This is a genomic window from Rhodopila sp. (genome assembly GCF_035548095.1).
Lineage (GTDB): Bacteria > Pseudomonadota > Alphaproteobacteria > Acetobacterales > Acetobacteraceae > Rhodopila.
Window position 1 is genome coordinate 302,038 of the sequence record NZ_DASZUV010000002.1, and the last position, 23,371, is coordinate 325,408.

The window sequence follows — 23,371 nt, forward strand, 5'->3', positions numbered from 1 at the left end:
GTGATGACGCGGTCGGGAGATCCGCTGCGTGGTAAACGCGGGGAGGTGCTGCCTGACGGGCCTGTCGGGCTCCCCCTGTCAGGCGGCCTTGAGGAGCCGCCGCCCGGTCCGCCGGCGCGCGAATGCCAGTCCCGCAAGGCCCACGCCAAGAACGGTCATGGAGACCGGTTCCGGATTGCTGACATAGCGCTGGGTCATCGTCACGATGTGATAGGCGTTGGATGTCGAGAACAGGTCCTTGCTGACGCTCAACGACTGTGCCGCTTGGGATGTGGTCAGGGTATAGCTGGCGGGTGAGGTGGTCCCGGCGACCAGAGGCGCGTAGCCTGACGTGCTGCTGAAATCAGTCGAGCTGGTGCATGTCGCAACCGTGCTGGCGCACAGATATTCGGTGCCCTTGATGTTGCTCGTCGAGCCGCTGGTGCCGGTGATCGCCATCGACACCTGGTTGATCTTCTGAGAGGAGGTCGGGGTGCTGACGGAGAAATTAAGGAAAAGATCGTTGTCCGCGCCGGAGGTCCCGCCAACCACCAGGTCCTTGCCGCTCGTGATGTTGGAGAAGGTCAGGGTCAGCACGCCACGCGTGATGTCAGCGACCAGCTCGACATTCGAGCAGCTCCCACTCCCGGTATAATAACAGCCGCTCGCCGATGACGAGGCGAGCTTGTCAAAGCTCAGGGACCACGTACCCATGGTGAAGGTCGTGTTCCTCGACGAGCTCAACGACCCAAGGTTGAAGGTATAGGTCGTCGCCTTCGCGCTCTGAGCGACAGAAATCAGCCCCAAAGCAATGATCGCGCTCATACCCAGTCGGGTTAACCAACCCATAGCTGCACCTTCCTCGACCACGAGGGGTGTCCCCCCATTTCTCACCCGCTCCCTTAGCGCAAGCGCCCGAATTTTTCCAGTTATTTCGTCACGGCGCCGAACCTGCAGTCATTACGTTCTCGTGACCAAGAGCGGCGGCGCCGGCCGGCACCGGCCGGGCCTGCCCCTGCTGTGACTGTCCATGCCGCGATTGCCCATGCCGCGAGTGTCCATGCCGTGATCGCCCCTGCCCTGATGACCCGTGCGGCCATTGTTCCGGCGTGCCGACCGGTTCCGGCGGAAACGCCCGCGCCAGCGCGGCATGGAGCGCCGCGGCCCGATCGGAGATAGGCGCCGCCGGCGGGCGCGGCGCGGCGGGCTGCACGGCGGGGGAGGTTTCGGTGGCGGGACCGGCATCGGCGGACCCGGCATCGGCGGGACCGGCATCGGCGGACCCGGTATCGGGGGGACCGGCATCGGCGGGCCTGATCTCGGCCGATGCGGCGTCCATGGCTTCGGCCGGCGCCGCCGGCAACACCGCTCCCGAAGCGGCATCCGCGGCGCCGGCCAACATGTCCGCCGGCACCCCATCCGGCCGCGCTTCCCGCGCGTGCCCCGCCGATGCCGCCGACGCCTCCGCCTCCCGCTCGGCCCGCATGGCGGCCAGATGGGTGCGGTAACCGGCCATGACCCCCGTGCGTCGCCGCCTCGATCGCCGCATCGGCATCCAAAGACCGGGCCGTCGGCTCGGCCCGCGGCGCCGGCTCCAGGCGCTGGATCGCATGTCCCTCCTTCAGGAAATGCTGCCGGCAGCGTTCCAGGTGACGCTCCGCCGCGCCGATCTGGCGGTTCAGCGCGACGACGGTCGCGGCGCATTTCAGCCGCATCCGCAGCGACGGCCGCTCCACGGCGGCATCGCGCATCAGGTCGAGGGCGGTGAAGGACAGCGCGACGATGCGGCTGGCATGCATCGCCTCGGCCTCGGTCTGCGGGATGTAGGTGGCGACCAGGTTCCACCCCAGCCGCCTCGCCTGCCCCCGATCCTGCGGGCCGAGCGCGAGATAGGGCTCGATGTCGTCGGCGACGCGGGCCATCAGGTAGCTGTTCAGCTCCTGGAAGGTGGGCGGCTGCACGGCGGACGGCCGGGCTGGACCCGAGGATGATGCCGATGCGGTTGCTGCGAGGGCCATGGGCTGAAAATCCCGATTGAAATGTTCTTTTTATGTTCTTAATCGCCTCTATCAAAAATTGCAATACTATTTTCTTATCAATCATGGGTTGAATTGGCTGCCGCTTCCGCCAAAGCCGGTCAGGTCGCGTCTTGCCGGCTTCGCAGATTCGCATGATCCTGCCGGCAACCACGATCAACGCTTTGGGGGGAACGGAATGGCATCCGCCATGTTCGACTATATCATCGTCGGCGGCGGCTCCGCCGGATCGGTCCTGGCCAACCGGCTGTCGGCGGTCAGCCGCAACAAGGTGCTGCTGCTGGAGGCGGGGCAGGACACGCCGCACGGCAAGGTGCCGGCCGCGGTGCTGGATTCCTATCCCGGCACGGCCTACCTGAACCCCAACTACACCTGGAACAAGCTGAAGGTCACCACCGAGGTCATCCCGCACAACCAGCCCGGCGAACGCCCCCCTCCCCTCCGCACCTATGAGCAGGCCCGGATTCTGGGCGGCGGGTCCTCCATCAACGGGCAGATGGCCAATCGCGGCGCGCCCACCGATTATGAGGAGTGGGCGGAACGCGGCGCCACCGGCTGGGACTGGGACAGTTGCCTGCCCTATTTCAAGAAGCTGGAGCGGGACATGGACTTCGACGGTCCCTGGCACGGCAAGGACGGGCGAATCCCGATCCGCCGCATCTTTCCCGACCTTTGGCCGGAGCACGCCAAGGCGGTCGGCAAGGCATTCGAGGCCGCGGGCTGGAAATACCTCCAGGATCAGAACGGCGCGTGGGAGGATGGGTATTTCCCGGCCACCATCTCCAACGCGTATGAACGGCGGGTATCGGCGGCGATCGGCTATCTGGATCCCGCCACGAGGCTGCGAGAGAACCTGACCATTTCCACCGACACGGTGGCGGCGGAGCTGCTGTTCGATGGCTCGCGCTGCGTCGGCGTGAAGGCCATGGTCGATGGGCGGCAACAGGAATTCCGCGGGAATGAGATCATCCTGTCCTGCGGCGCCATCCACTCACCGGCGCACCTGCTGCGGGCCGGCATCGGACCGGTGGCGCATCTGCGGGACATGGGGATCGAGGTGCGGCATGCGCTGCCGGGCGTCGGCCAGCGGCTGCAGGATCATCCGGCGGTGGCGATGGCGGCCTTCCTGAAGCCGCATGCCCGCATCATCCAGGACTGGTCGCGGCGGCACATCTACACGGCGCTGCGCTACTCCTCCGGCCTGCCGGGCATCCCGGCGGGGGACATGTTCACCGTGGTGACCAACAAGACGTCCTGGCACGCGGTGGGAGAGCAGATCGGGTCGTTCATCATCACCGTGTACAAGACCTACTCCGAGACCGGGTCGGTGAAGCTGCGCACGCCGAACTGGCAGGACGAGCCGCAGGTGGACTTCAACCTGCTGTCCGACCAGCGGGACCTGGAGCGGATGATGGACGGGGTGCGGACCTTCGGCGCCATGCATCTGACGCCGATCATGCAGGCGGTGACCGACAACCCCTTCCCCGCCAGCTATAGCGACAAGGTCCGGCAGGTGGGGCTGCTGAGCAAGAAGAACAAGCTGATCACCGATGTGCTTGCGAAGGCGTTGGACAGCTCCGCCGGGCTGCGGAAATACCTGATCGAGAAGCTGGTGATGGAAGGTGTCACCTTGCAGGACGTGCTGACCAACGATGAGGCCTGCGAGGCCTTCGTGCGCCGGGCGGCGGTTGGGGTCTGGCATGCCTCCTGCACGTGCCGGATGGGCTCCGAGGACGACCCGATGGCGGTGACCGACCCGGCCGGGCGGGTGCGCGGGATCGGCGGGCTGCGCGTGGTGGACGCCTCGGTATTCCCGCAGGTGCCGTGTGCCAACACGAATATCCCGGTGCTGATGACGGCCGAGAAGATATCGGATGCAATTTTGGCGGGGGCGTGAGGCAGGAAAGGGTTGCATTGGCGGGAGAGGCTGGTAGAACCCGCCTCCGCGTTGGTGCGGGTGCATAGCTCAGTTGGTAGAGCAGCTGACTCTTAATCAGCGGGTCCAAGGTTCGAGTCCTTGTGCACCCACCACGAAACCCCGGATTTCTCCCAATTTTCCATTGCACGGCGTATCCCCGCGTCGCTTGAAATAGCGGGGCATCGCGCCGATCGTGTCGCCCCAGCAGCCGGGGGGTAACAGCGGGGAGCGGCACGATGGAGGCGATTCCAGGCATGCCGCGCGGCGTCGCTGTGAGCGGCGGTCAACGCCGGGTCCGGATCGGTGATGCCCATCGTCACCGGGATCGACGCGGACATGGACGCCTACCTCGCGGCCCCGACGACGCTCGCCTTCTGGCGCAAGCATCGCGGCCTGACCCAGGCGGAGCTGGCCGTTGCCGCCGGCCTGTCGCAAGCGTTCGTGGCGCAGATCGAGGGCGGCGAGCGGGAGGGCACGGTCCAGGCCCTGGCGCGCATCGCCCGCGCGCTGCGCGTGCGGATCGAGGATTTGCTGGCGGACGAGTAGATGCGGAACGGCGACCGCAGCGGTCATTCGGAACAGGAAAGATCAGCCGCCAGCCGGACTTGCTCGGCACAGGCGCACACATTACATGTAACGCATGAGCAAGAGCAGCAACGCCATGCGCGTGCAGCGCAACCGGGACAAGATGCGCGCCGCCGGACTACGGCCGGTCCAGATCTGGGTGCCGGACACGCGGGCGCCTGGCTTTGCCGAGGAACTGGCGCGGCAGTGCCGACTTGTCGCGGCTTGGGAAGCGACGCCTGAAGGCCAGGAGGAAATGGCCTTTTGGGATCAATTGCAGGCGGAGACGCTGGCCGAGATCGCGGACGACACCTGATGCGCCGCGGCGATCTGATTACCGTCGCTCTCCAAGGCGACGGCGGCAAACCGCGCCCAGCCTTGGTCATTCAGGCCGATGGCTTCGCCGAGATTCCGACAATCGCCGTTTTGCCGCTGACCAGCACCATCCTCGACTCACCGCTGGTGCGCGTGACGGTCGAGCCGACCACGGCGAATGGATTGCTCAAGCGGTCGCAGGTCGTCGTTTCACGCCCGCAATTCCTTTTGCGCGGAAAAGCCGGTCCAGTCATCGGCCGCGTGGACGACGCCATCCTGGTGTCGGTCGGCCGGCTGCTCGCCCTGTTCCTGGGACTTGCCGGCTGATCGACGCTTGCCGGATCGACGTGGGAACGGCGACGCGCGGCCTCCCACGCCTTGCCGCCCAAGGATCAGCGCGCGCTCATGGCCGCCACCGCCGCCGCTGGTCGCAAGGCAGGTCCGGGCGTCCAGGCGACGCGCGATCTGTGGTACCATGCCGACGACATCGGCCGGCGCGTTTCCGACGGATATGACTGGTTCGTCGACCGGGTGAAGGAGCTATCCGCCGCCGCGCCGAGGCCATCTCGTCGATGGAAGCGCACAGCCGCCGGAGATCCCTGCAATCACCGCGGCATCTGAAAGCCCGGGCATCACAAAGCCGGGAATCTCAAAGCCGGGGCATCTCGATGCCGGGACATCCCAAGGCCGGGGCAGCGGCGCGAAAGAAAAAGGGGCACCGTCACCGGTGCCCCTTGCTCGTCGGATATCAGCGCATCAGAAGCTGCAACCGCCGATCCGAGAGGACGCGATCCACGCGGTCGCGGAAGACCGCCCTAGCTGTTCTTGTGGCTTTGCTGGCCAGCCCGGACGTGCTGCTCATGCGTGCCGCCGCGCATCGGTTCCTGGGAGCCGCCCGACGCGTTCTTGTGGCTCTGCTGGCCGGCCTTCACATGCTGTTCGTGAGAACCGCCCTGTGAGGAGCTGCCCTGGGAGGAGCTGCCCTGTGAGGAGCTGCCATGCGAGGAACCGCCCTGTGTGTTCTTGTGGCTCTGCTCGCCCGCCCGCACGTGCTGTTCGTGGGTGCCGCCCTGGTTAGCCATGGATCTCTCCTTTGTATGGATGACTGTCTTGAGGGGCGCCTTCACGCGCACCTCGGCTTCAAGAACGGCCGGGCGGCCAGGCTGTTCGATGCCGATGCAGTCACTGGCACGCGATTTCGCCGGCCAAACCTTTTTGCCGTCGCGGCGCCGCGCGCAGCCACCGGTTGTACGGTCTGCCGCCTATCCGGTCAGCGATCCTGCTCTTGCCAGACCAGCCGCAATACGCCGTCGCGCTTCGCCAATGCGTCGACAAAGCCGGGGATGGCGGTGTCGGCGGCACGCCTGCAATGCTGAACCTCAAACTCGAAGACCTGCCGGTCGGACGCGCGGTCGAATGACACGCGCGCACTGGCGATCGACATGCCGGGGCGCGTGAGGAGATCGCGCAATTCCGCTTCCCGCGGTCCGCCGTTGGCCGTTTCCACGATCAGGCGCGCGCGCATCTGGTGGGAGAGGCGCGATTTCACCCAGCCGAGACCAAAGAGGGTAACAAGCCCGAGACCTGTCGCGACGAGTCCCAGGACGAGCTGGTCGCCGCCCAGGCACAGCCCGACCACGGTGGCCAGCCACAACGTCGCCGCGGTGGTGACGCCGAGAACCGCGTTGCCCCGGCGCAGGATGACACCGCCGCCAATGAAACCGACACCGGTCAAAATCCCGAGTGGGAGCCGCATGAGATCGTTCATGACGAACGAGCTCTGCGAGCGTCCCTGCAGGGCCAGCAGCAGGTTGACCTGGATCATCGCGACGCAGGCGGCCAGACAGACCAGCAGGGTCGTCCGCATCCCGGCCGCCTTCCCGCGCTCCCCACGGTCGTAGCCGAGCGCCATGCCGCTCAGAACCGCGAGCAGGAGGCGGAGCGCGATGTCGGACCAATCCGGTTGCAGCGGCATTTGACGAGGCAGCCTGCGCCACGGTGGCTCAATCCGCAATCATGCCGGCCGTGGCCGCATATCGCTCGGGCGCCGCCTCCTGCCAGCGGCGGATCGATATGTCTTCACCCCCCGCGCCGCGATAAGCGGCCGTCAGCATGGCAATCCAGGAGCGATAAGGGCACCGCCGGCCGCCGGCACGCGGAGCCCGGGCGGCGCGATCCGTTTCATCGCGATCCGTTTCATAATGGCGGAAAGGCACCCGCGAAACGGCTGGCGTCAATGCCGCCTGGGATCATTCCGCTGGGTAGATGCCATGCAGAACGGCATCGAAATGGTCCCTGATCGCGGTTGCGCAGCCGCATGATCTGGCCCGCAGGGCGGCTTCGTCCTTCACGATGAACCGGCCACGGCGGGTGGCGATCAGGCCTTCCTCCCGAAGCCGGCTGACGATCCGGGTGACGAACGTCCGGCCGACGCCCAGCATCTCCGCCAACTGCTCCTGAGTCATTTCGAATTCACACCCGTCCGTGCGCGCGGTAGCCGCCAGCAGCCACTTCGCCGTGCGCTGCACCATGTTGTGCGTGGCGTTGCAGGCGGCCGTCTGGAAGATTTGCGCAATCAGGCAATCCGAATAGCGCGAGAACCAGTGGCGCAGCGCGATCGATTCGAGCTTCGCCCGCTCCAGCGTGGAAATCTTGACGCGCAGGAACCGGCCGCCCGCCCGCACCTCGGACGTGGCATAGGCGGGCACGTTGCCGTTGGACACGATGCCCCCCACCGCACCCTCCCGCCCGACAAGCGCTACCTCGATGCCCTTGTTGACATCTTCGATCCAGATGCGGAAGGCAGCCAGGGCGGATCCGCAGGGGAACCATGTATCGGTCACGGTATCGCCCGCGTGCTGCAGAACATCGCCGGCCTTCAGGTCCAGGACCACCATATGCGGCGTCAGCCGCTTCAGATCGTCATCCTTCAATCGGGTGAGGAGCGCATTGCCGGCGATGTCGTCAGGGGAGGGCGTGGTCATGCCAAAGCTTCCAATCGTTTCATCGCCACCGGTTTGTCCACAAGTGTACAGACACCACCCCATGGTTATGTTACTCGTGAACATAAGACTGCCGCACCAAGGATATGTGACTTGCGGCCGCAGGCGCATGGCCTCCGCAGACACGAATCGGAGAGGCCGCCTGCTCGTGTTCAAACCCGGCCAGGAATGGACGAGGATGCTGGAATACCGATGCTATCTCATTGACCCGAGCGGTCACGTCCAGCAACCGGCGGTCGTCGTGCGCTGCGCCAGCGATGCCGAGGCTCTTGCCGAGGCGCGACGCGTGCTCGGTCACGATGTCCGCATCGAAGTGTGGCAACGCACCCGCTGCGTCGGCAGGCTGTGCCCTGACCCCACGTGCGGCGGGGCCGGCAGCACGGCTTGACCTCGGATTGCGGCCCGGCATGGCGCCATCGGTGCGGCCCGTGCTCCGCTCTTCGGTCCGCGCAGGCGCCGGCCACCGCCCCCGCGGTCATGCCGCGGCCACGAATACCTGCCGCGTGGCATAGGAAATCCATACCCGGCGCGAGAGGATCCAGTTCGCCCCCAGCAGCATGTCGGCGATGGGGATCAGGTGGATCGGGGCGATCAGCATCGTCGGATGGTCGATCACCACGTTGCCGATCCGCATCGTGCGGAAGGTGCGGTGCGCCATTGGCGTGGTGTTCGGCCCGACGCCCGTCACCGGTACATGGGTCCCAGGCTCCGCCTCCGCCGGGTCCAGCCCGAGCCGGTGCAGTCCCGGCGCAGCGATCAGGCTGACATTGGCACCGGTGTCCAGCAATCCGCGCAGCGTCACCCCGTCCAGTTCCACCGGCACCAGCATCGCCGTATCCACAGGTTGCGTGACCGGGACCGAGACGTAGGGTCCGGTCCAGGGCAGGAAGCGGCCACTGCACCCAAGCGGCTGGTACAGCGTCAGCCGCCGCCGCGGCACGTCGATGTCCAGATCGAACAGCGACAGGTAGTCGCGCCCCAGCAACCCGTCGATCGGCACGCCCGACGATTCGGAACTGGGGAAGTCGGCGACGGTCAGGCTGGTGTCATGGTTCACGGTGCGGCGCACCAGCGTCACGCCACCCAGCCTCAGGCTGCGCGGATTGGCATTGGGGCGGGCGTTGAACCCGCCGATACCGCTCATGGTGGTGCCGACCCAGGGATCGCGGGCCAGCGCCAGGCGCCGTGCCGCCGCCTCGGTCACCACGGACCGGGTCGCGCCGGTATCCAGGATGAAGGATGCGAGCTGGTCGTTCACCTCCAGCGGCACCATGATCAGCCCGCGCGCAACGGTCAGGTCGACATGGCCGCGTTCCGGAACCGTGCAGTCCCCTACCGAGACCGCTGAGGACGCCCCAGAGGACGCCTCCGAGGAAGCCCCAGAGGAAGCCCCAGAGGAAGCCTCCAGGGAGGCCGCAACGCCTGGCCGGCCCGGCGCCGCGGCAAGGGCGGCGGCCGACAGCAAGCCGAGCACGGCCCGTCGCGTCGGGATCGTTGGCGGTGTCATGGGCACGAAGTCGTCATCGCGCTGCCTGCGTAGCACAGAACGCGCCGGCCACGTGTGAAGTGCGCGTCATGCGCGCGGCCGCGCATTTGTTCGTGCCCAGCGAACCCGCTATGCGCATCCGATGCCCGATACCCGCCCGAGCTCTGCCAGCACCGGCCCTGCCGGCGCCAATCCTGCCAGCACCAGTCCTGCCAGCGTCAGTCCCGCCACCACCAGCACCACCAGTGCCGGTGGTGGCAATGCCGCCATCGCCCATCCGACCGTCATGCAGCTGTTCCTCGGGTTCCTCCATGTCGGGGTGCTGGGTTTCGGCGGCGTGCTGCCCTGGGCGCGGACCATGATCGTCGACCAGCGCCAATGGCTCACCCAGACCGAGTTCACCGAGATGCTCGGCCTCTGCCAGTTCCTGCCTGGCGGCAACGTCATGAACCTGACGGTGGCGCTGGGCGCCCGGTTCCGTGGCGTGCCCGGAGCGGTGGCCTCGACGGTCGGCCTGCTGGCCGCGCCGGTGGCCATCGTGATCATGCTGGGCGCGATCTACGAGCAATATGCCGATATCCCGGCGGTGAAGCGCGGCTTCGTGGCGATGACGGCGGCGGCGTGCGGCTATCTGCTGGCGACGTCGCTGAAGATCGTCGCCCCGCTGCGCGCCGATCCGTGGGCGATCGCGGTGGCGGTCGCGACCTTCATCGCCGTGGCGGTGCTGCGCATCCCGCTGCTGCTGGCGCTGCCGGTGATGGCGATCGGCTCCTCGGTCCTGCTGGCGAGGATGCAGCCATGATCCGGGATCTGACCGACCTGGCGCTGGTGTATGGGCAGTTGTCGCTGCTGGCCTTCGGGGGCGCCAACGCGGTCATTCCGGAAATGCAGCGGCAGGTGGTGGAGGTGCATCATTGGACCACGGCCCGCGAGTTCGCCTCGCTGTACGCCCTGGCCCAGGCGGCGCCGGGACCGAACATGATGGTGGTCAGCCTGGTGGGCTGGCGCGTCGCCGGCGTGATCGGCGCCATCGTCGCGACGGTGGCGATCACCCTGCCCTCCTCGATCCTGACCCTGCTGGTGGCCGGGCTGTGGTTCCGCTTCCGCGACGCACCCTGGCGCAGGGCGGTGCAGGCCGGTCTGCAGCCGGTGACGGCGGCACTGATCATGGCCAGCGCCGTGCTGCTGGTGGGCACGGTCGCCATCGACGTCTCGGCCACGCTGGTCGTGCTGGCGGCAACCGCGCTGTTCCTGCGCACGAAGCTGCATCCGCTGCTGATCCTGGGCGGCGCGGCGGCGCTGGGGGTGGCCGGGCTCGTCGGCTGAGCGGTTCCCGCGTAGCCTGTCCGCCGTTCAGGCAAACCGCCGAAAGCACCGGGAGGAACCGACCCATGAGCCATCCCCTGAAGATCGCCCGCGTCGAGGATCTGCACTGCGACGCCGGCTGGCGCACCTTCAGCTTCCTGAAGATCACCACCCAGGACGGCCTGACCGGCTGGTCGGAGTACACCGAGGCCGATGGCAGCCGCGGCCTGACCGCGGTGATCCAGGGCATGGCGGAGCAGCTGATCGGCCAGGATGCCCGCGCGGTGCAGGCGATCGATTCGTTCCTGTACGTGAAGCAGGTGCAGGCACCGAACGGCGTCAACCAGCGGGCCATCGCCGCGATCGGCAACGCGCTGCTGGACCTGAAGGGCAAGGCGCTGGGCGTGCCGGTCCACGAGCTGTTCGGCGGGCCGGTGCGCGACCGCATACCGGTCTACTGGTCACACTGCGGCACCTACCGCGTGCGCAACCACGAAGCGGTGGGCAGCAAGCCGTTACGGACTTTCGACGACGTCGCCGCGCTGGGCGCCGAGGTGAAGGCCAAGGGGTTCAAGGCGCTGAAGACCAATATCCTGCCCTTCGACGGGGAGAAGCTGACCAGCTTCGGTCCCGGCTTCGGCCGCTCCCCCGGCTGGCCCGCACTGAACTGCGACCGCGCCACGCTGGCGTCCCTGAAGAAGCAGCTCACCGCGTTCCGCGAGGGCGCCGGCCCGGACATGGGGCTCCACCTGGACATCAACTACCACTTCAAGACCGAGGGCAACATCCAGGTAGCCAAGGCGGCGGAACCGTTCGACCTGACCTGGCTGGAGATCGACAACTGGGATCCGGCGGCGCTGGCCCTGATCCGGTCGAAGGCGCCCTGCCCGATCGCGTCGCTGGAATCCGTCACCGGACGCCGCGCGTTCCGGCCCTTCCTGGACGCCTACGCGGCGGACGTCGCGATCATCGACGTGATCTGGAACGGCTTCCTGGAAAGCATCAAGATCGCCGCCATGGCCGAGGCGTACGAGGTGAACGTCGCGCCACACAATTATTACGGCCATCTCTGCTCCGCGATCAGTGCGCATTTCTGTGCCGTGGTGCCGAATTTCCGCGTGATGGAAATCGACATCGACAGCGTATCCTGGCGCGACGAGCTGTTCATCAACGCGCCAAGGATCGAAAACGGCGAGCTGCTCATCCCCACTGGGCCCGGCTGGGGTGTCGAGGTGAACGAGGCGGCGGTACGGGCCCATCCGCCAAAGGGGTAGAGACACACGTGACCGAACCGACCTACGACATCCTGGGCATCGGCAATGCCATCGTCGACGTGGTGGCGGCGGCCGAGGACCAGTTCCTCTCCCGCCACGACATGCACAAAGGGGCGATGCGCCTGATCGACACGGCCCGGGCGGACGCGCTGTACGCCGCCATGCCGCCGGGGCGGGAGAGCAGCGGCGGCTCCGCCGCCAACACGTGCGCCGTCGCCGCCGGGCTGGGCGCCCGGGTGGCCTATGTCGGCAAGGTCGCGGACGACCAGCTCGGACGCGTGTTCCGCCACGACATCAACGCCGCCGGGGTCCATTTCCCGACCGATCCGCTGACCGGCGGCGCCCCCACCGCGCGCTGCCTGATCCTGGTGACGCCGGACGGGCAGCGGACGATGAACACCTTCCTGGGTGCCTGCGTCGCGCTGGAACCGGCGGACGTGCATCCGCACCTGATCGCGCTGGCCAAGGTGACCTATCTGGAAGGGTATCTGTTCGACCCGCCGGCCGCCCAGGCCGCCTTCTACAAGGCCGCCGACGCCGCCCATGCCGCCGGCCGCCAGGTGGCGCTGTCGCTGTCCGACCCGTTCTGCGTCGACCGCCACCGCGAGGCATTCCGGAAGCTGGTGGCCAGCCACGTGGACATCCTGTTCGCCAATGAGGCCGAGATCACCAGCCTGTATGAGCAGAACACGTTCGAGGCCGCCGCCGAGATGGCACGCGCCGATGTCGAGCTGGCGGTGCTGACCCGCAGCGAGGCCGGCAGCGTCATCCTGCACGAAGGCACGACGCTGGAGATCGCGGCGGAACCCGCCCGGGTGGTCGACACCACCGGCGCCGGCGACGCCTATGCCGCCGGCTTCCTGACCGGCTACACCGGGGGCAAGCCGCTGAGCATCTGTGGCCGGATGGGCTCGATCGCCGCCGCCGAGGTGATCGGCCATTACGGTGCCCGCCTGACCCGCGATCTGCGCCCGCGCATGGCGGCGATCACGCACTGAGCCGGCCAGCTGCTCAGCCACGCCCCCCTGCCGGTGCTGCCATGGGGTGCTGCCATGGGGTGCTGCCATCGCACGCGCCGCGCGGCGCGCTGGACGACAAGCCGTGTCCCGGCCGGCCGTCGCCGGCCCGGGTCGGCCTGATCGCCGGTCCTGGAGGGCCTTGTTCGTGATGCGCGCCCAGGCAAGTCTGCCGATCCCAGTCGGCCGATCCCAGTCTGCCGATCCAAGTCTGCCGACCATGGTATCGTCGATCGGCTTCCTGAGGACGCCGGCGATCAGCCCGGTCCTGGCGAACACCGTGCCGCGCGAACCTCTCATCGCCGAACCGCGGGGTGGACCGGCGGCGATCATGGGCGGGGTGGCCATGGCGGCCTGGCCGGGGAGGAGACGATGATCCTGAACGCGATCCAGGCCGGCGAGGGGCCGCCGGTGGTGCTGCTGCACGGCCTGTTCGGCGCCGCCCGCAACTTCGGCGCCCTGCAGCGTGCCCTGGCGCCGCGTTTCCGCGTGGTCGCACTGGACCTGCGCGATCACGGCGACAGCCCGCACGGCGCCGACATGCGCTATCCGGTGATGGCCGAGGACGTGCGCGAGACGCTGGATTCGCTGGGGATCGGGTCGACGGCGGTGATCGGACATTCGATGGGCGGCAAGACGGCGATGGCGCTGGCCCTGCTGCACCCCGACCGGGTCGGCCGGCTGCTTGTCAGCGACATTGCCCCGGTGGTCTACCAGCACGGCAATGCGCGCATCGCGGCGGCGATGCAGGCGATCCCGCTGAGCCCATCGCTGACCCGGCGGGACGCCGATGCGGCACTGGCCGATATCGAGACGCGGCCCGACGTGCGCGCCTTCCTGCTGCAGAACCTGCGCTTCGGCCCGGCGCCGCGATGGCGGGTGGGACTGCGGGAGATCGCCGGCGCCATCCCTGACCTGGAAGGCTGGGTAGACCTGCCCGGCCGGTATCCGGGTCCGACCCTGTTCGTGACCGGCGCGCTGTCGGACTACGTGCTGGCGGAACATCGTCCGGTGATCAAGGCGCTGTTCCCGAACGCGCGGTTCGTCGCGGTAAAAGGCGCCGGCCACTGGGTGCATGCCGACAACCCGGCCGGTTTCCTGTCAGTGGTCGAAGGATTCCTGGCTGCCTGGAGCTGAACGGGATCGCAGCATCCTGTTGTCTCCGCGCCCGCGGCGCGCCGCCCGTGATGCCGGAATGCGCTTTCCGGCCGGTTCCCCAGGCTTCCAAAGAATCGGCGCGGCCGTCTACACTCCCGCGACTCGCGCGGCTGAGCCGCGATTGCACGGGGATGAGGTTGCTCTTGCCGGTCCACGCCGCCCGGGTCGGACGTCCGGCCACATATCCGATCGCGCTTCGGCTCACGCTCACGATCCTCACCGCCGGCCTGCCGCTGTCGCTCGGCGCATGCAGCTCGCTGCTGACCGAGGGGACGGCGGCGGGTGCCGGCATCGCCGGTGCCTCCGTCGCCCATGCGGTCGGCGCCAACGGCGCGGTGACCGCCGGCATCGGCATCGGCGCCCAGGCCGCGGGCATGGCGGGCGTGCAGTATCTGGAAAAGCGCATCCATCACGCCGAACAGGATACGATCGCGCAGGCCGCCGGGCCGCTGGCGCCCGGCCAGGTGGCGCATTGGAACATCCGCCACAGTCTGCCGATCGAGAGCAATGAGCAGGGTGAGGTAACGGTCTCCCGCGTCATCACCGCGCCGGCGGCGGCCGGCTCGCTGGACTGCAAGGAGATCGTGTTTTCCGTCGACACCACCGAGGATGGCCACCCCCACCGAGCGTTCTACACGGCGGCGGTCTGCCGGGACGGGCAGGCGTGGCGCTGGGCCACGGCCGAGCCGGCGACGGAACGATGGGGCTCGTTGCAATGAGTCGCCGGGCGGGCCGGCCGCCTCTTCTGTTGCCCGTTCTGCTGCCCGTTCTGCTGCCATTGGGGGCGTGCAACAGCATCGGCGCGATCAGCGGCGCGGTGGTGGGCACCGCCACCGGCGCCGGCACGACCAACCCGGTGGTGGGCTATGCCGCCGGCATCGGCACGCAGGCGGCGGTCGACTCGCTGGTGAAATATGTGACCCGCACGCGCCAGCGGAACGAACAGGACCAGATCGCCCAGACGGTCGGCCGGCTGCAGCCGGGCCAGACCGCCCCCTGGAAGATCGAGCACACGATCCCGTTCGGCAACGAGCACGGCGACGTAACCGTGCTGGGCATGATCGACAACACCCTGGCCCCCTGCAAGGAAGTCGCGTTCACCGTCGTCGACGGCGACAAGCCCGACGCGCCGCGCGGCACCTTCGTCACCACCGCCTGCGCCCAGGGCGACACGTGGAAATGGGCGCAGGCCGAACCGGCAACCGATCGCTGGGGCACGTTGCAGTAGCCGCGGCCTATTCCGCCGCGGCCCGCACGCCATTTTGGTACGTTGACGGAACACCCTGGAAGGCGGATTTGGCGCGCTTGCCCAGCCACCAGCCCATCGCCGGCGGAACGGTGGCGAAATCCGGATCGGCGCCCAGCTTCTGCGCCGCGTCCAGTGCCCAGTTCGGGTTGTACAACAGCTCCCGCGCCAGGGCGACCAGGTCGGCACGGCCTGCCCGCAGGATCGCCTCGGCCTGGTCGGCATGCACGATATGGCCCACCGCCATGGTCTTGATGCCGGCCTCCGCCCGGATCTTCTCGGCATACGGCACCTGATATCCGTATTCGCGCGCGCGGACGCTGTCCATGGGTGAGCGTTCCAGGATGCCGCCGCCGGAACAATCGATCACGTCGACGCCCTTCGCCTTCAGTTCGCGCGCCAGCACGACGCTCTGTTCAGGGCCCCAGCCGGCGTCGTCCTCGCAGGACAGGCGCATGAACAGCGGCTTGTGATCGGGCCAGTTGGCGCGGACGCATTCCGCCACTTCCAGGGCGAAGCGCATGCGGTTGGCGTCGCTGCCGCCATATGCGTCGTTGCGGCGGTTCGCTTCGGGGGACAGGAACTGGTGGATCAGGTAGCCATGAGCGCCGTGGATCTCCAGGATGTCGAACCCGGCCTTGTCGGCGCGGGCGGCCGCTTCGCCCCAATGGGTGACCAGGTCGGGGATTTCCGCCCGCGCGAAGGCACGCGGCACGGGCATGCGGTCGCTATGGGCGATGGCGCTGGGGGCCACGAGGTCCCAGCCCTCCCAATCGAACATCTCGGGATGGTCCGCCGTCAGCGGCTGCTGGCCTTCCCATGGCCGGGTCAGCCTGGCCTTGCGGCCGGAATGGCCGATCTGGATGGCCGGCACCGCGTTGCGGGCGCGGATGAAATCGGTGATGCGCCGCAGGCCCGGAATGAAATCGTCCTTCCACAATCCCAGATCGCCGACCGTGCCGCAACCGCGACGCTCGACCTTGGTGGATTCCACCATCACCAGGCCGCACCCGCCGGCGGCGTATTTGCCGGCATTCATGAGATGCCAGTCGGTCGCGAAGCCCTGGTTGGAGGCGTATTGATGCATCGGCGCCAGAACGACACGGTTCTTCAGCGTGACGCTGCGTATCTGCAGCGGGGTGAACAGCAGCGGCTTGGTCATGGGCGGGCGTTCCTCTTTCGTCTTGGCGCCGATCCTACCGGGTGGCGGGCGGGGCATGTCACCGCATATTCGACCAGGCCGACCGCCGGAAACCCTCTTGGATCGCACTTTTAAGGGCCGGCTCATCAGTGCCGGCAGGCCGGTCCCACGCGAGGGGTCCGGCGATCCGGACCCGCCCGCTGAGCCCGCTGCGCCGATGTCCGGTCGGCTTGGCGGCGCGAGACGTGGCGGCTGGCTCCGTCAGAGCGGCCCTAGCTTGCCCAGTTCCATCGCCTTGATCTGCAGCGCCAGATATTTCGAGTTGATACGGCATTGCGCGAGACCGCCGGCGATGAACCATACACCCTGTTGCGGGGTGCGCTTGTACATGTTGTTCAGCTCGCCATCAGGTCCAATGCCCCACACCGGTCCGATCTTCTCCGCCATCTCATGGCCGAGCGCCCTGACGACCAGTTCCTTCTGCGGGTAATATCCCGTTGCGAGAACGATCAGGTCGGCGGGTATGGTCGAGCCGTCCTTCAGCAGCGCCCCCTCGGCAGTGAAGCGTTCAATGCGGTCGAACTGCAGCAGCCCGATCTCGCCCTTGATCATCAGGGCGGAGCTGCCGGCATCCAGATTATAGCCACCGCCCCGGCGGTAATATTTCATCTGGTGTCCGCTTTCATCCTCACCGATGTCGTGCTTGAAGCCGATGCCTTTCAGGCCCTCGATCAAGGTCTTGTCGAATTCAACCATGCGCTTCACGACGGCCTTATAGGCCTGCAGGACCAGTGGCGGCGTGGCGGATGAAACGATCAGGTCGCAGTCATCCAGAAGCCCGCCTTCGTCCCAGATCGCCTCATTCAACCGGGCGCTGGGATCGATTGAAACGACCGTGGTGGAACCGCGCTGGATCAACGTGGCGTGCACCCCGTGGCTGTGCAGGTCCAGCGCGATGTCATTGGCGCTGCTGCCGGTGCCCAGGATCAGCGCGTTCTTGCCTTCCCAGCCGGCGCCGCTGTCGAATCCTTCCGAATGGATGACGGTGCCCTTGAAGTCCTTCAGTCCCGGCAGATCGGGAATCATCGGATAGGAGCTGACGCCATTGGCGAACACCAGGTGTCTCGGCTTCACCACCCGTTCGCTGCCGTCGCCGCGCCTCAGCACCGCGATCCAGTGCCGTTCCCGCGCATCCCATGTGCCGCTGACGAATTCCGTATCGGTCCAGCAATTGATCTCCATCGCGTCGGCATAGAACTCGAACCAGTTCCCCAGCATGTCCTTCGGGATGTATTTCGGCCAGGTCGGCGGAAACTCCATGTAAGGCAGATGGTTCAGATGGATCGAGTTGTGCAGGGCCAGGGAATGGTAGCGCTTGCGCCAGCTGTCGCCGATGCGCGGCCACTTCTCCACCACGAGTGTATCGACGCCCAGCTGGTTGAGCCGGGCCGCGGCGGACAGGCCGGCCTGGGCGCCGCCGATGACCAGGACGGTAGGCTCCCGATCCTCATACGCCGAGGCCTTGCGGCGGACGTCGGCCCAGTTGTCGCCGCCGAAATTGCGTGAATAGGCGGCGCCGGTCGGACGACGGGCGCCGATCTTTTCCTCGTACCCGTCAAGAGACTGCAAGGTCGTGGACAGCAGCCATGCCCTTGGCGTGCCTTCGGCATCCGGGGACAGGCGAACGATGCCGGCGCCGCAGCCGTCGGCGGTCTTGAATTCGTAGATGACCTCGATGCTATCGATCCCAAGGCGCTTGACCTGGCGGGGCGCGCGCCGGGTCGGCTCCAGGTGAAACCCGTGCGCGCCGGCATGCGCCTGTTCCGCCGCCAGGCGGGATGCGATGGCATCGCGGCCCGCGACCGGCGTGATGTGCCAGGTGAAGGCCAGGACGTCCCGCCAGTGCGAATCCTCATGGAACAGGGCGCCGATCCGCGCCGGATCACGGATCGCCAGCGCGGCTTCAAACGCAGCCAGCCAGTCCTCGGCCGTCTGCCTCGCTCTGGCCGCGGCCTGGAATTCCAGAAAGCTCTGGTCGAAATCATTCATCTTGTTTCACTCCGCCATCCCTCCTGACGGAGGTTGTTGCTTGAGAGTATGCCCGGGCCGGGCCGTCCCTGTCCATGCGGGCGATGTCCAGACGGGTGCCCCCATGCAAGTCCACATCGCCCATCGCCCGACAGGACGCCATACGACCGAGCCGGTCAGAACCAGCGCCACATATCCTCATGCCGGGCGAGTTCCGCACTGGGCCCGTCGAAAATGACGCCACCGGTCTTCAGAACGATGGCCCGCTGGACGATACGCAACGCAGCGGCAACGTTCTGTTCCACCAACATGATCGCCGTGCCGGTGGTTTCATTGATCTGGATCAAGCTACGGAACATGTCCTGCACGATGACCGGTGCCAGACCTGTCGTAGGCTCATCCAGCATCAGGATCGTCGGCCGTGTCATCAGTGCCATGCCGACCGCCAGCATCTGCTGCTGGCCGCCGGACAGTGATCCGGCGATCTGCGCCCGTCTCTCCAGCAGGACCGGGAACAGCCGGTAGACTTCGTCGATATAGGCCTGATCATGCAGCAGCCCCGCCATTCTCAGGTTCTGCGCCACGCTCAGGTCACGAAACACGTTGTGTCCCTGCGGCACGAAGCCGATCCCCTTCCGAGCGTTCCGGTACACCGATCCCGGAATGATCGGGTCGCCGTTATAGGTGACGGTGCCGGACACGTCGTCCACATCGCCCAGGCCGCAGCGCAGCAGCGTCGTCTTGCCGGCGCCGTTATGACCGAACACGGCGACGCGCTCCCCGGGCCGCACGCTGATTGTGATGTCGCGCAGCGCGGTGAAACCCCCGTAGCGGGCCTCCAGCTTGCGATATTCAAGCATCGGCGGTGCCGAAATACAGGTCGGTCAGCTCCCGTGACCGGGTCAGATCATCGACGGAGCCGCGTTGCAGGATACGGCCATACGACATGAACACCGCCTCCGTGCACAGGTCCTTGATGAAGCTGACATTATGCTCCACCACGCACACCGCCCGGCCTGACGCGGCCTCGTCACGCACGATCCGCTGCATCGTTTCGTAATTGGAGCCTTCGACCCCCGCCATCGGCTCGTCCAGCAGCAGGCAGCGTCCGTCGTTCATCAGCGCGCGCGCCACACCGATCAGCTTCTGCTGTCCGAATGGCAGGTCCACCACGACGGTGTCCGCGGCGCCGGCCAGGCCCATGCGCTCCAGCACCTGCACCGCCCTGTCGCGCGCCGCGGCCTCCGCCCGGCGCACCGCACCCGTCCACGCCATGCTCCGCAGCATCGATTCGCCGGGGTAGTCGCGCGGGCCGACCAGCATGTTCTCCATCACCGTCATGCTGCGGAACAGCCGCATGTGCTGCCAGGTGCGGGCGATGCCGGCCCGCGCCCGGCGGTGCAACGGACCCGCCAGCAGCCGTCCTTCCAGGTAGATGCGGCCGGCATCGGGCTGGAACAGGCCGGAGATCAGGTTGAACAGCGTCGTCTTGCCGGCGCCGTTCGGGCCGATCAGGCCCAGCACATCGCCCGCGCGCAGCGACAGGGAGATATTGTCCGCCACGACGACACCGCCGAAACGCTTGCAGACATTCTCCAGCCGCAGGATCTCGTCGCTCAATGCTCCGCTCCCGCCATGCGGGTGCCGACCAGGCCGTGCGGGCGCAGGAACAGGAAGACGATGACCAGCGTGGTGAAGATCAGGCCCTGCAGCGGGCCGACCAGGCTGGATGGCAATTGCAGGAAGGTAATGGCCTGCGGCAACGCCACCAGCACGAAGGCACCGATCACCGGTCCCCAGACCGTGCCCAGGCCACCCAGCACCACCATCGTCAGAATGGTCGCCGATTGCGCGACATTGAACTGCTCCGGGCTGATATACTGGAAGTAATAGGCGTACAGACCGCCAGCGAGACCCGCCGCGCCACAGCCGAACGCGAAGATCACCACCTTCATCGTGAACAATCCGCGGCCCAGCGCCGCGCACGCCACCTCATCATCCCGCATCGCCCGCACGGCTCTGCCGAACGGCCCGGCCATCGCCCGGTGCACCAGCCAGATGACCAGCACGGCGATCGCCACGGTCATCAGCAGATACCACCAGCCGCGTCCCGGACCGCCCAGCGTCATCGGTATGTTCGACAAGCCGGCCGGGCCGCCGGTGAAGTCCAGATTGTTAACCAATTGCAACAGACCGAGCTGGAAGCCCAGGCTGGCGATCAGCAGGTAGTCGCCGGAGATACGCAAGGTGGTGACCGCCAGCGCGGCCGAGGCAGCAGCGGCCACACCGACACCCGCGGCGATGCAGAGCACCGCCGGCAGCCCAGTGCCGATGGCCAGCAGCGCGGCGGCATAGGCACCCAGCGCGAAGAAGATCGGATGCGCGATGGTGTTGAGGCCGCCATAGCCGATGATCAGGTTGTAGCTGGTGGCCAGGATCACATAGATGCCGATCAACACGCCGGTGCTGGCAAGATAGTCCATCCCTCAGCCCCCCGCCTGGGCGGCGACGGGGGGCGCGGGCACCGGCGGCGTTCGGACGCGCCGGCGCCACACCGGAATGCCGCGTGGAAACACCAGCAGCGCGACAAACAGAACACAGTACAGCAACAATGTCTGCCATTTCGACGCGATGAACAGGATGCTGAAGCTTTGCAGCAAGGCCAGCCCGACCGCGGCCAAGGCGGCCGAGAACACCCGGCCCAATCCGCCGATCAGCGTGGCGATCACCGCCGTCAGGATCAGCCCGATCGGCACATCAGGCGTGACCCCCGCCCGCGTGCCGTACAGCCAGATTCCCGCCACGATCAACAGCGCGGCAATCACCCCCGACAGGAGATAGGCCCGCATCGCGCTGATGCCGTAGATGCCGGCGAGTTTTTCGTTGTCGGCGACGGCGACCATGAACTGGCCGTCGCGGGTGAAGCGGATCAGCAGGTATAATGCGATCAACAATCCCAAGGTCAGTCCGACAGCCTGCAGGTCCCAGTCGGTGACGGCGATGCCCGCGATGATCCGCACCGGCGACATCACGCTGGGAAAGATCGTTTCCGGTTCGGTGCCGAACAGCAGGGTCAGCAGGAAGGACACGAACTGGGAAAAGATCAGCGTGAAGATGAAGAAGATCAGTCCGCTGGAATGCCGCCGGCGCAGCACGTCGACCGCCCAGACCTCGACGCCGACGGTAACGGCACAGGTCACCACCACCGCCGCCGCGATGCCGGCCCACACCGGCCAATGGCCGGCGTTCAACGTCCAGAACATCGTATAGAAGGCGATGCCCATCAGGCCCGCCTGGGCGAAGTTCCACAACTTCTCCACCTTCAGCGTCAGCGCGAAGGCCACCGTGAACAGCACGAAATACGATGACATCGCGATCCCGGTCCACAGGATCTGCAACAATATGACGGGATCGATCATCGGCGATGCCGGACTGCAGGATCAGGCGACGGTGTCGAGCAGCGTGAACTGCCCGTTCTTGACCACGTACAGATAGACCGGCTTGCTGATCCGGTGATCGTCCTTGATGACCAGCTTGCCGGTCATCGGCAGGTCGAAAGTGCGGATCTCCAGCAGGGCCTTGCGCAGGTTCTCACCGGTGACCGGCAGCTTGTTCTTGTCCACCCAGGCAAACAGATCGGCGACCACCACCGTCGAATCCCACGCATATTGCAGATACGGCAAGCCATTCGGCGCTCGGCCGACCTGCTTCCACAGATCCAGCAGCTTCGCCACGTTCGGGTTCGACGTGGCCGTGGGCGCCAGGGAGGTGACGATCAACCCCTCGGCGGCCGGACCAAGCTGCGCGAGCAACTTGGGATTGTAGCCGGCGGAGTAGCTGGTGACCTGCTGCGACATGCCCAGCTGCCGCATCTGCGCGATGACCTGCGGCAGCTCCGACAGGCCATGGATATGCACGACGTCCGGGTTGGCCACGCGAACCTTCAGCAACACGCCGGTGAAATCAGACGCCTTCGGATCATAAGCCTCGAACGCAACCACCTGGCCGCCGGCTTCGGTGAACACGTCGCGATAGATCTTCGCGCCGCCGATGCCTGTATCGTTGTTGATGTACAGCACCGCCGCCTTGGACTTGCCCAGCTTGTCCTTGGTGTATTTCGCCAGGGCGGTGACGTCGACCTCGGCCAGCGGGAACACGGTGTAGACATAGTCGCCCAGATTGGCGATGTCGGGCGAATTCGCGCCCATGTTCAGTTCCAGCGTCGCGGTGCGGTTGCCGATGGGAGCGACCGCCTTCACCACCGAACTCCAGGCGGTGATGATCACCGGCACCTTGTCGACATCAACCAGCTTGTTCGCGGCGTTGATCGCCAGCTCTGGTTTCGCCTGCGTATCAAGCACGATCATCTCCAGCGGCCGGCCGGCGACGCCGCCCTTGTCGTTGATATCCTTGACCGCCATCTCATAGGTCTTGACGAAATCCAGCCCATAGCCGGCTTCGGGTCCCGTCGTCGGCATCAGGGCGCCGAACCGGAATGGCTCCTTCTGCTGCGCGAATGCGCCTGCCGCCCAAAGGCTGGCAGGGGCCGACAATATCACTCGGCGTGTCAATCCTGTACCCATCGTTTCCCCCTGTTTTGCCGGAAGGTGCGGGGGATCGGCAGCCGCCGTCAAGGCGGCGTACCGGCCGACACAACCGCCAGTTTCAAACAGCGGCCGGTGATTGCCCTCCCGTGACGAGAATCTCCCCGACGGCCACAGGGTATTCGGGCCCAGGTGGATCGTTGACCCGCCTCGCCGCGCCAGGCGGCGCCTGCTACCCGGCATCGCAACGATTTGCCAAGTGACAGGTGAAACGCTCCGCCGATGGTTTCTGTCGTCCGGTATTTCACCCGCCAGGCGTCCCGCCGGCCACCGAGGCCATGTGGACGCCGCCCAGCCCT

General features: G+C 66.9%; 28 protein-coding genes and 1 tRNA gene. 15 read left to right on the top strand and 14 right to left on the bottom strand.

The window, feature by feature from the left end:
* Positions 1 to 78: 78 nt before the first annotated feature.
* Positions 79 to 828, bottom strand: a complete 750-nt coding sequence (locus VHC04_RS03620) for a PEP-CTERM sorting domain-containing protein (RefSeq protein WP_325678038.1) — start codon at positions 826 to 828, stop codon at positions 79 to 81.
* 88 nt (positions 829 to 916) lie between these two features.
* Positions 917 to 1,495 carry a hypothetical protein gene (locus tag VHC04_RS03625; protein WP_325678040.1) on the bottom strand — a complete coding sequence of 193 codons (579 nt, stop codon included), beginning with the start codon at positions 1,493 to 1,495 and terminating at the stop codon, positions 917 to 919.
* Here VHC04_RS03625 and VHC04_RS03630 point away from each other — a divergent pair.
* The 7 genes from VHC04_RS03630 to VHC04_RS03660 all read left to right on the top strand — a co-directional run bounded on the left by VHC04_RS03630 (position 1,494) and on the right by VHC04_RS03660 (position 5,433).
* Positions 1,494 to 1,970 (top strand): hypothetical protein, encoded by a 477-nt coding sequence (locus VHC04_RS03630; RefSeq protein WP_325678042.1) that lies wholly within the window; start codon positions 1,494 to 1,496, stop codon positions 1,968 to 1,970. The two genes, VHC04_RS03625 and VHC04_RS03630, sit on opposite strands and share 2 nt — an antisense overlap.
* Positions 1,971 to 2,205: 235 nt before the next feature.
* The gene (locus tag VHC04_RS03635) at positions 2,206 to 3,912 is read left to right on the top strand and encodes a GMC family oxidoreductase (RefSeq protein ID WP_325678044.1); all 1,707 of its coding nucleotides are present in this window, start codon (positions 2,206 to 2,208) and stop codon (positions 3,910 to 3,912) included.
* A 58-nt stretch (positions 3,913 to 3,970) separates the two neighbouring features.
* Positions 3,971 to 4,046: transfer RNA gene (locus VHC04_RS03640), tRNA-Lys, on the top strand.
* A gap of 193 nt (positions 4,047 to 4,239) precedes the next feature.
* Positions 4,240 to 4,479, top strand: coding sequence for a helix-turn-helix domain-containing protein (locus VHC04_RS03645; protein WP_325678046.1), 240 nt, complete (start codon positions 4,240 to 4,242; stop codon positions 4,477 to 4,479).
* A gap of 94 nt (positions 4,480 to 4,573) precedes the next feature.
* Positions 4,574 to 4,813 (top strand): antitoxin MazE family protein, encoded by a 240-nt coding sequence (locus VHC04_RS03650; protein WP_325678048.1) that lies wholly within the window; start codon positions 4,574 to 4,576, stop codon positions 4,811 to 4,813.
* Positions 4,813 to 5,139: a type II toxin-antitoxin system PemK/MazF family toxin gene (locus tag VHC04_RS03655; RefSeq protein WP_325678050.1), complete on the top strand. Its 327-nt coding sequence runs from the start codon at positions 4,813 to 4,815 to the stop codon at positions 5,137 to 5,139. The genes VHC04_RS03650 and VHC04_RS03655 overlap by 1 nt, the downstream gene beginning before the upstream one ends.
* Positions 5,140 to 5,217: 78 nt before the next feature.
* Entirely contained in the window at positions 5,218 to 5,433 is a 216-nt protein-coding gene (locus VHC04_RS03660) for a hypothetical protein (protein WP_325678052.1), read from the top strand.
* A 194-nt stretch (positions 5,434 to 5,627) separates the two neighbouring features.
* Here the strand turns inward: VHC04_RS03660 and VHC04_RS03665 are convergent, their stop codons facing one another.
* From VHC04_RS03665 to VHC04_RS03675, 3 genes are all read right to left on the bottom strand, one after another.
* Complete coding sequence (locus VHC04_RS03665; RefSeq protein ID WP_325678054.1) at positions 5,628 to 5,894, bottom strand: hypothetical protein; 267 nt, start codon at positions 5,892 to 5,894, stop codon at positions 5,628 to 5,630.
* Positions 5,895 to 6,082: 188 nt separating this feature from the next.
* Positions 6,083 to 6,787: an MgtC/SapB family protein gene (locus VHC04_RS03670; RefSeq protein WP_325678056.1), complete on the bottom strand. Its 705-nt coding sequence runs from the start codon at positions 6,785 to 6,787 to the stop codon at positions 6,083 to 6,085.
* A 274-nt stretch (positions 6,788 to 7,061) separates the two neighbouring features.
* The gene (locus VHC04_RS03675; RefSeq protein ID WP_325678058.1) at positions 7,062 to 7,796 is read right to left on the bottom strand and encodes a Crp/Fnr family transcriptional regulator; all 735 of its coding nucleotides are present in this window, start codon (positions 7,794 to 7,796) and stop codon (positions 7,062 to 7,064) included.
* A 196-nt stretch (positions 7,797 to 7,992) separates the two neighbouring features.
* Between VHC04_RS03675 and VHC04_RS03680 the strand changes: the two genes are divergently transcribed.
* Positions 7,993 to 8,202: a hypothetical protein gene (locus VHC04_RS03680; protein ID WP_325678060.1), complete on the top strand. Its 210-nt coding sequence runs from the start codon at positions 7,993 to 7,995 to the stop codon at positions 8,200 to 8,202.
* 87 nt (positions 8,203 to 8,289) lie between these two features.
* On the opposite strand, the gene VHC04_RS03685 is transcribed toward VHC04_RS03680, so the two are convergent.
* Both VHC04_RS03685 and VHC04_RS03690 read right to left on the bottom strand, forming a co-directional pair.
* Complete coding sequence (locus tag VHC04_RS03685) at positions 8,290 to 9,321, bottom strand: retroviral-like aspartic protease family protein (protein WP_325678062.1); 1,032 nt, start codon at positions 9,319 to 9,321, stop codon at positions 8,290 to 8,292.
* Positions 9,322 to 9,429: 108 nt separating this feature from the next.
* The gene (locus VHC04_RS03690; protein ID WP_325678064.1) at positions 9,430 to 9,588 is read right to left on the bottom strand and encodes a hypothetical protein; all 159 of its coding nucleotides are present in this window, start codon (positions 9,586 to 9,588) and stop codon (positions 9,430 to 9,432) included.
* Between VHC04_RS03690 and VHC04_RS03695 the strand changes: the two genes are divergently transcribed.
* From VHC04_RS03695 to VHC04_RS03725, 7 genes are all read left to right on the top strand, one after another.
* On the top strand, positions 9,587 to 10,102 hold the full coding sequence (locus tag VHC04_RS03695; protein ID WP_325678066.1) for a chromate transporter: 516 nt from the start codon (positions 9,587 to 9,589) through the stop codon (positions 10,100 to 10,102). The two genes, VHC04_RS03690 and VHC04_RS03695, sit on opposite strands and share 2 nt — an antisense overlap.
* Positions 10,099 to 10,626 (top strand): chromate transporter, encoded by a 528-nt coding sequence (locus VHC04_RS03700; protein WP_325678068.1) that lies wholly within the window; start codon positions 10,099 to 10,101, stop codon positions 10,624 to 10,626. Before VHC04_RS03695 ends, VHC04_RS03700 begins: the two co-directional genes overlap by 4 nt.
* A 65-nt stretch (positions 10,627 to 10,691) precedes the next feature.
* Positions 10,692 to 11,879: a mandelate racemase/muconate lactonizing enzyme family protein gene (locus VHC04_RS03705; RefSeq protein WP_325678070.1), complete on the top strand. Its 1,188-nt coding sequence runs from the start codon at positions 10,692 to 10,694 to the stop codon at positions 11,877 to 11,879.
* A gap of 8 nt (positions 11,880 to 11,887) precedes the next feature.
* Complete coding sequence (locus VHC04_RS03710) at positions 11,888 to 12,877, top strand: adenosine kinase (RefSeq protein ID WP_325678072.1); 990 nt, start codon at positions 11,888 to 11,890, stop codon at positions 12,875 to 12,877.
* 390 nt (positions 12,878 to 13,267) lie between these two features.
* A complete protein-coding gene (locus VHC04_RS03715; protein WP_325678074.1) occupies positions 13,268 to 14,032 on the top strand; it encodes an alpha/beta fold hydrolase in 765 nt (254 codons plus the stop codon).
* Positions 14,033 to 14,196: 164 nt separating this feature from the next.
* Positions 14,197 to 14,772, top strand: a complete 576-nt coding sequence (locus VHC04_RS03720; RefSeq protein WP_325678076.1) for a hypothetical protein — start codon at positions 14,197 to 14,199, stop codon at positions 14,770 to 14,772.
* 29 nt (positions 14,773 to 14,801) lie between these two features.
* Positions 14,802 to 15,281 carry a hypothetical protein gene (locus VHC04_RS03725; protein WP_325678078.1) on the top strand — a complete coding sequence of 160 codons (480 nt, stop codon included), beginning with the start codon at positions 14,802 to 14,804 and terminating at the stop codon, positions 15,279 to 15,281.
* Between the two features lie 7 nt (positions 15,282 to 15,288).
* Here the strand turns inward: VHC04_RS03725 and VHC04_RS03730 are convergent, their stop codons facing one another.
* The 7 genes from VHC04_RS03730 to VHC04_RS03760 form a co-directional block, all read right to left on the bottom strand.
* Positions 15,289 to 16,461 (bottom strand): NADH:flavin oxidoreductase/NADH oxidase, encoded by a 1,173-nt coding sequence (locus VHC04_RS03730; RefSeq protein WP_325678080.1) that lies wholly within the window; start codon positions 16,459 to 16,461, stop codon positions 15,289 to 15,291.
* Positions 16,462 to 16,701: 240 nt separating this feature from the next.
* Positions 16,702 to 18,489, bottom strand: a complete 1,788-nt coding sequence (locus VHC04_RS03735; RefSeq protein ID WP_325678082.1) for a flavin-containing monooxygenase — start codon at positions 18,487 to 18,489, stop codon at positions 16,702 to 16,704.
* A 155-nt stretch (positions 18,490 to 18,644) separates the two neighbouring features.
* Positions 18,645 to 19,328 carry an ABC transporter ATP-binding protein gene (locus tag VHC04_RS03740; protein WP_325678084.1) on the bottom strand — a complete coding sequence of 228 codons (684 nt, stop codon included), beginning with the start codon at positions 19,326 to 19,328 and terminating at the stop codon, positions 18,645 to 18,647.
* Positions 19,321 to 20,088, bottom strand: a complete 768-nt coding sequence (locus VHC04_RS03745) for an ABC transporter ATP-binding protein (RefSeq protein WP_325678086.1) — start codon at positions 20,086 to 20,088, stop codon at positions 19,321 to 19,323. Before VHC04_RS03745 ends, VHC04_RS03740 begins: the two co-directional genes overlap by 8 nt.
* On the bottom strand, positions 20,085 to 20,951 hold the full coding sequence (locus tag VHC04_RS03750; protein ID WP_325678088.1) for a branched-chain amino acid ABC transporter permease: 867 nt from the start codon (positions 20,949 to 20,951) through the stop codon (positions 20,085 to 20,087). The genes VHC04_RS03745 and VHC04_RS03750 overlap by 4 nt, the downstream gene beginning before the upstream one ends.
* A 3-nt stretch (positions 20,952 to 20,954) precedes the next feature.
* Positions 20,955 to 21,887, bottom strand: a complete 933-nt coding sequence (locus VHC04_RS03755) for a branched-chain amino acid ABC transporter permease (RefSeq protein WP_325678090.1) — start codon at positions 21,885 to 21,887, stop codon at positions 20,955 to 20,957.
* Positions 21,888 to 21,908: 21 nt separating this feature from the next.
* A complete protein-coding gene (locus tag VHC04_RS03760; RefSeq protein ID WP_325678092.1) occupies positions 21,909 to 23,255 on the bottom strand; it encodes an ABC transporter substrate-binding protein in 1,347 nt (448 codons plus the stop codon).
* Positions 23,256 to 23,371: the final 116 nt, after the last annotated feature.